This is a genomic window from Anabaena azotica FACHB-119 (genome assembly GCF_014697625.1).
Lineage (GTDB): Bacteria > Cyanobacteriota > Cyanobacteriia > Cyanobacteriales > Nostocaceae > Trichormus > Trichormus azoticus_A.
This window is the reverse complement of sequence record NZ_JACJSG010000110.1, coordinates 1-4,805: the sequence shown is the minus strand read 5'-3', so window position 1 is coordinate 4,805 and position 4,805 is coordinate 1. Positions and strand designations below refer to the sequence as shown.

The following is a 4,805-nucleotide window of genomic DNA, read 5'->3' as shown; positions in this document are numbered from 1 at the left end:
GTGGGAGGCGCGCCACTAGAGGCAGTTAAGGAGTATATTCAAAACCAAAAGAATACTTGACGGCGATTAAAATCGCGCCATCGCTTACCCCATGTCTAAAAGCCAGGGGCTTGTGCTGCATGGATTATCGGTCAGTGGTGGGGAGGTCAGCTTGTACCGATGGCGGGAATTGCGGCTGTGGGTATTAGTCCAGAATATCGTGGAGATGGTGTTGCGATCGCTCTCATCCAACAGATGCTGCAAGAACTCTCACAGCGAGAAATTCCTATCTCGGTTCTTTATCCAGCTACGCAACGCCTTTACCGAAAAGCCGGATATGAACAAGCCGGGAGTTCTTGCTTGTGGGAAATTCCTAGTGACAGTATTCAAATTCGACAGCCATCTTTACCAATAGAAGCTGTAAATCCTCAAGATTATACCATATTTCATGAGTTATATCAACAACAAGCAAAATTGACTCATGGATATTTAAACAGACATCCGGCTATTTGGCAAAAATTAATTCATGAATCTAATTCAGAAATTATCTATAGTTACTTAATTGGTAATCGTGACCAACCCCAAGGTTACATCATCATGATTCAGGAAAGAACGAACGAAGGTACAATTCTCAGAATTAAAGATTGGGCAACCCTTTCTAATGCTGCTGTACAAACTTTTTGGACATTTGCTACTAATCATCGTTCCATAATTGACAAAGTAATCTGGAAAAGTTCTGTCATTGATGCTTTGACATTGATGTTACCAGAAAAAACAGCCAGCATTAGGAATCAAGACCGTTGGATGTTACGAATTGTTGATGTATGCAAAGCACTAGAGGCGCGGGGTTATCCGCCTGGAGTGGAAGCAGAATTACATTTAGAAGTGCAAGATGATTTGTTAACTGCCAACCAGGGTAAATTTATTTTATCTGTTGCCAATGGCAAGGGTGAAGTAACTAAAGGTGGCAAAGGAGAATTACAGCTAGACATTAAAGGATTAGCACCTTTGTATAGTAGTTTATTTACACCCCATCAGTTGCAGCTAATGGGAAAAATCAAAGCAACAGACACAGCAATCTTCACAGCTACACAAATCTTTGCAGGTGAATCTCCTTGGATGATTGATTTCTTTTAATTAGGGGTGTAATACCAATTCAAAATTCAAAATTCAAAATTCAAAATTAAGAAAGCCAGATTTGGCAACAGTTTCAGAACTTGTATCTATTGCTCAATTTTGGAGAATTGGTATAATTTCTGCTTCTTTACCCCATTACTTGAGTAGATTTACGAATTACGAATTACCAATTATTATGCACTACAGTTCTGGTCGCTGGCGTTTAGGGCTGGCGCTATCTTTATTGACGGTTTTTTTGTGGGGAATTTTACCGATCGCGTTGAAAGTAATATTGCAAGCGCTTGATGTTTACACAGTTATTTGGTTCCGGTTTTTGATATCGTTTGTTTTGCTGGCTGCGTATTTAGGAATGCGGGGTAATCTACCAAAGTTAAAACAGTTGCAAGCAAGTTCTTGGAAGTTATTAGCGATCGCTACAATTATGTTAGCTGCAAATTACTTCCTCTTTATGCAGGGTTTAGCTTTAACATCACCCGCTAACGCCGAAGTAATTATTCAATTAGCTACCCTCTTATTAGGTTTTGGCGGTTTAATTATTTTTCAAGAAAAATACAATATTTTTCAATGGTTTGGTGTTACTGTATTGACTATTGGTTACATATTATTTTTTCGTTCTCAACTCACTAACATCATTACATCTTCTTACAGTAACTATATTTTCGGTAGTGCTTTAGTTGTTTTAGGGGCAGTAGTTTGGGCTATTTACGCCCTAGCCCAAAAACAATTATTACAATCGTTATCTTCTGCCCATATCATGTTAGTTATTTATGGAGGAAGTGCTTTATTATTTACTCCATTCGCCAATTTTCAAGCAATTATGCGACTGAGCAATGTTCATGTAATCACATTGCTTTTTTGTGCGTTAAATACAGTATTTGCCTATGGTGCTTTTGCTGAATCCTTGGAACATTGGGAAGCGTCACGGGTGAGTGCTGTATTAGCTCTAGCGCCAATTGTAACTTTAATTGCGGTGGAGTTGACATCACTGGTTGCACCTGGTTTAATTCCTCCAGAACGTCTGACAGTGATAGCAATTGTGGGAGCTTGTTTGGTAGTTAGTGGTTCAGTTGCGATGACCTACGGTCGGGCGTAGCCCATCGCTTTGAAGAAAAGCTGATGATTGGAGACGAATCAATTCAAAATTAAGAGTTTCTCAGTACTAGTTCCTCACCCCTATTTTCAAGATGATTATCGACCCTCAAGACGTACCGACCCAAAGAAGCACAAATTACCCTGATCCATTCAAAGCATTGGTTGCAGGACGAATGCGGCAAAGGCTAGGCAAGTTTGCCGGATTAAAAAATTTTGGTGTAAATTTAGTCAAATTAGAGCCAGGGAGTTATTCGGCGTTAAGACACTGGCATTCTCATCAAGATGAGTTCATCTATATATTAGAAGGTGAATTGACTTTGATTACAGATGCAGGAGAACAAATTCTCACCCCAGGAATGGCGGCGGGATTTCCCGCAGGTGAAGCAAATGGTCATCATTTAGTCAATCGGTCTTCGGTGGTAGGTGTATATTTAGAAGTAGGCGATCGCACTCCCAATGACACAGCCATCTATCCTGATGAACCTGGTTTGCTAACAATACCCAGCCCTGACGGCGTATTTAGAGAATTTACGTATCAAGATGGAACCCTATCTTAAATCACGACAATAAAATAAAAGAAAGTATCTGTAGTAGGGTGGGCATTGCCCACCAAAGCCATGATGTGGTGGGCTAGAGAATTTACGTATCAAGATGGAACATTAGCTTAACTCGCAAAACTAAGATAAAAAACAAACCAAAACAATTCTAGATAGTGAATTTACGATTAATTCCGTAAATTAGCTGATGACCTATGTAGTTGTCTGATGTACAGAATCACTAAATACAAGGTAATTCTTCCATGACTAATGCTAATGCTCAAGCGGCTCAAGTTGCAGACCCTGTACTGCGCCAAGGTGACTCCGGTGCGGCTGTAAGTGAATTGCAAAGATTGCTGAATGCTAAAGGTGTAAAAGTATCAGTAGATGCCATCTTTGGCGCTAGCACCCAAAAAGCAGTCATTCAATTTCAGCGCAGCAACGGTCTCACCGCCGACGGAATTGTAGGTGCAAAAACTTGGGCGGCTTTAAGAAAAGTTCCTACACCAATTCGTTTAGTTGATGTCGCTCTCAACTACGACCCAGACTCCTATCCTCATCAAAAAGCCGCCTTAGAGTGGTTGCAAAATCAAATCCCCGTAGCCACACTCGATGAATTTGCCCGACGTTGGCGCAATCAGTAGATGAAAAGTGAGGTATGATCTTTAACAGTTATCAATTATTAGTCACTAAAACTTGACAACTGATAACTGATAACTGATTTCAAACTCCTACTTTTTCTTGTTGTACTTTACCCAAATACTCTAGTAAAGCTTCTGAACCGCCAATTAATACACCATCGATAAAAACTTGCGGAACTGTAGTTGCTCCTGTAACAGCGCGTAGGGAGCGAGTGGTAATACCTTTACCCAAGGTAATTTCCTCGTAATCTATGCCATGTTCTTGTAACGCAGCTTTAGCACGAGCGCAGAAAGGACAGCCAACTTTCGTAAACAGGGAAACTAATTTTGGCTTGGCTGCATGGGGGTTAATGTAATTGAGCATGGTTTGAGCATCAGACACCTCAAAAGGATCACCAGGTACATCCGGCTCAATGAACATCTTTTCAATTACACCATCTTTCACCAGCATGGAATAACGCCATGAACGTTTCCCAAAACCCAAGTCTGCCTTATCCACTAGCATTCCCATACCCTCAGTAAATTCACCATTACCATCGGGAATCACAGTAACATTTTCTGCTTCTTGGTTTTTTGCCCATTCGTTCATCACGAAAGCATCATTCACAGAAATACAGACAATTTCATCTACACCGTTCTGTTTAAAAACTTTAGCCAATTCGTTGTAACCGGGTAGGTGAGTCGATGAACAAGTCGGCGTGAATGCACCAGGTAAAGAGAAGACGACGACTGTTTTAAGAGCAAATAAATCGTCGGTGGTCACGTTCACCCATTGGTTGTCTTGACGAGTCCGAAAGGTGACTTGCGGAACTCTCTGGCCTTCTCGATTGGAAAACATAATATTCAATCCCCTAGCTGACGAAATTTTACTTTTGCTCGTCTCTTATCTTAAGCGTAGTCATTATGATTATTTTTGTCAATAAGTAATTTGCATAGAGGCGCACATCTGTCATGGGTGTCAACTTAAGCCAAGGCGAATGGAATTCGCGGCTACACAAGCAAAGTCCGCCTTCGCGGACTAAGGAAAAACTAAGGGTTTGAAACCCGCGCAGGCGGGTTTTGTCTGTGTAGATGCGGTTTCTAACCGCCCATTTCACTAATGCACATCCGTGCGCCCCATAACTCGTACAAAGTTAGTAGGGTGCGTCAGTCGGAATATTTCTTGGTATAATTAGGGTTGATAGTACTGACGCACCGTTGTATAGCAGGTGACAGTTGACAGCTTCAAAAGCTGCTTAATATAAGGGTTTTATAATTTACCTATGTCCTAACCTATGTAGCTACTGCTATATATTCAGAGAAGTCGGTTGACACTCCCCGCCCTATAAGTGCGGGGATTCTACATTCACAGACCCGCCTTTAGACAGCAGGCTCGCGCCAACCGCCCAAGAGGGCAAATCTCCTGTAGCGTAAGTTCCCG

General features: G+C 41.4%; 4 protein-coding genes and 1 pseudogene. 4 read left to right on the top strand and 1 reads right to left on the bottom strand.

Annotated features, from left to right (window positions below):
* Window positions 1-123: 123 nt before the first annotated feature.
* The 4 genes and pseudogenes from H6G83_RS34515 to H6G83_RS34500 all read left to right on the top strand — a co-directional run.
* Window positions 124-1,116: pseudogene (locus tag H6G83_RS34515) on the top strand (GNAT family N-acetyltransferase); the annotation flags it as partial.
* A 175-nt stretch (window positions 1,117-1,291) separates the two neighbouring features.
* On the top strand, window positions 1,292-2,209 hold the full coding sequence (locus H6G83_RS34510) for a DMT family transporter (protein ID WP_190480653.1): 918 nt from the start codon (window positions 1,292-1,294) through the stop codon (window positions 2,207-2,209).
* A 91-nt stretch (window positions 2,210-2,300) separates the two neighbouring features.
* Window positions 2,301-2,765 carry a cupin domain-containing protein gene (locus H6G83_RS34505; RefSeq protein WP_190480650.1) on the top strand — a complete coding sequence of 155 codons (465 nt, stop codon included), beginning with the start codon at window positions 2,301-2,303 and terminating at the stop codon, window positions 2,763-2,765.
* A 242-nt stretch (window positions 2,766-3,007) separates the two neighbouring features.
* A complete protein-coding gene (locus H6G83_RS34500) occupies window positions 3,008-3,388 on the top strand; it encodes a peptidoglycan-binding domain-containing protein (protein ID WP_190480649.1) in 381 nt (126 codons plus the stop codon).
* A 79-nt stretch (window positions 3,389-3,467) separates the two neighbouring features.
* On the opposite strand, the gene H6G83_RS34495 is transcribed toward H6G83_RS34500, so the two are convergent.
* Window positions 3,468-4,223 (bottom strand): glutathione peroxidase, encoded by a 756-nt coding sequence (locus tag H6G83_RS34495; protein ID WP_190480647.1) that lies wholly within the window; start codon window positions 4,221-4,223, stop codon window positions 3,468-3,470.
* Window positions 4,224-4,805 lie beyond the last annotated feature (582 nt).

Coding starts and splice junctions, on each gene's coding strand:
- H6G83_RS34510 (WP_190480653.1), top strand. CDS start 1,292: ATGCACTACAGTTCTGGTCGCTGGCGTTTAGGGCTGGCGCTATCTTTA.
- H6G83_RS34505 (WP_190480650.1), top strand. CDS start 2,301: ATGATTATCGACCCTCAAGACGTACCGACCCAAAGAAGCACAAATTAC.
- H6G83_RS34500 (WP_190480649.1), top strand. CDS start 3,008: ATGACTAATGCTAATGCTCAAGCGGCTCAAGTTGCAGACCCTGTACTG.
- H6G83_RS34495 (WP_190480647.1), bottom strand. CDS start 4,223: ATGTTTTCCAATCGAGAAGGCCAGAGAGTTCCGCAAGTCACCTTTCGG.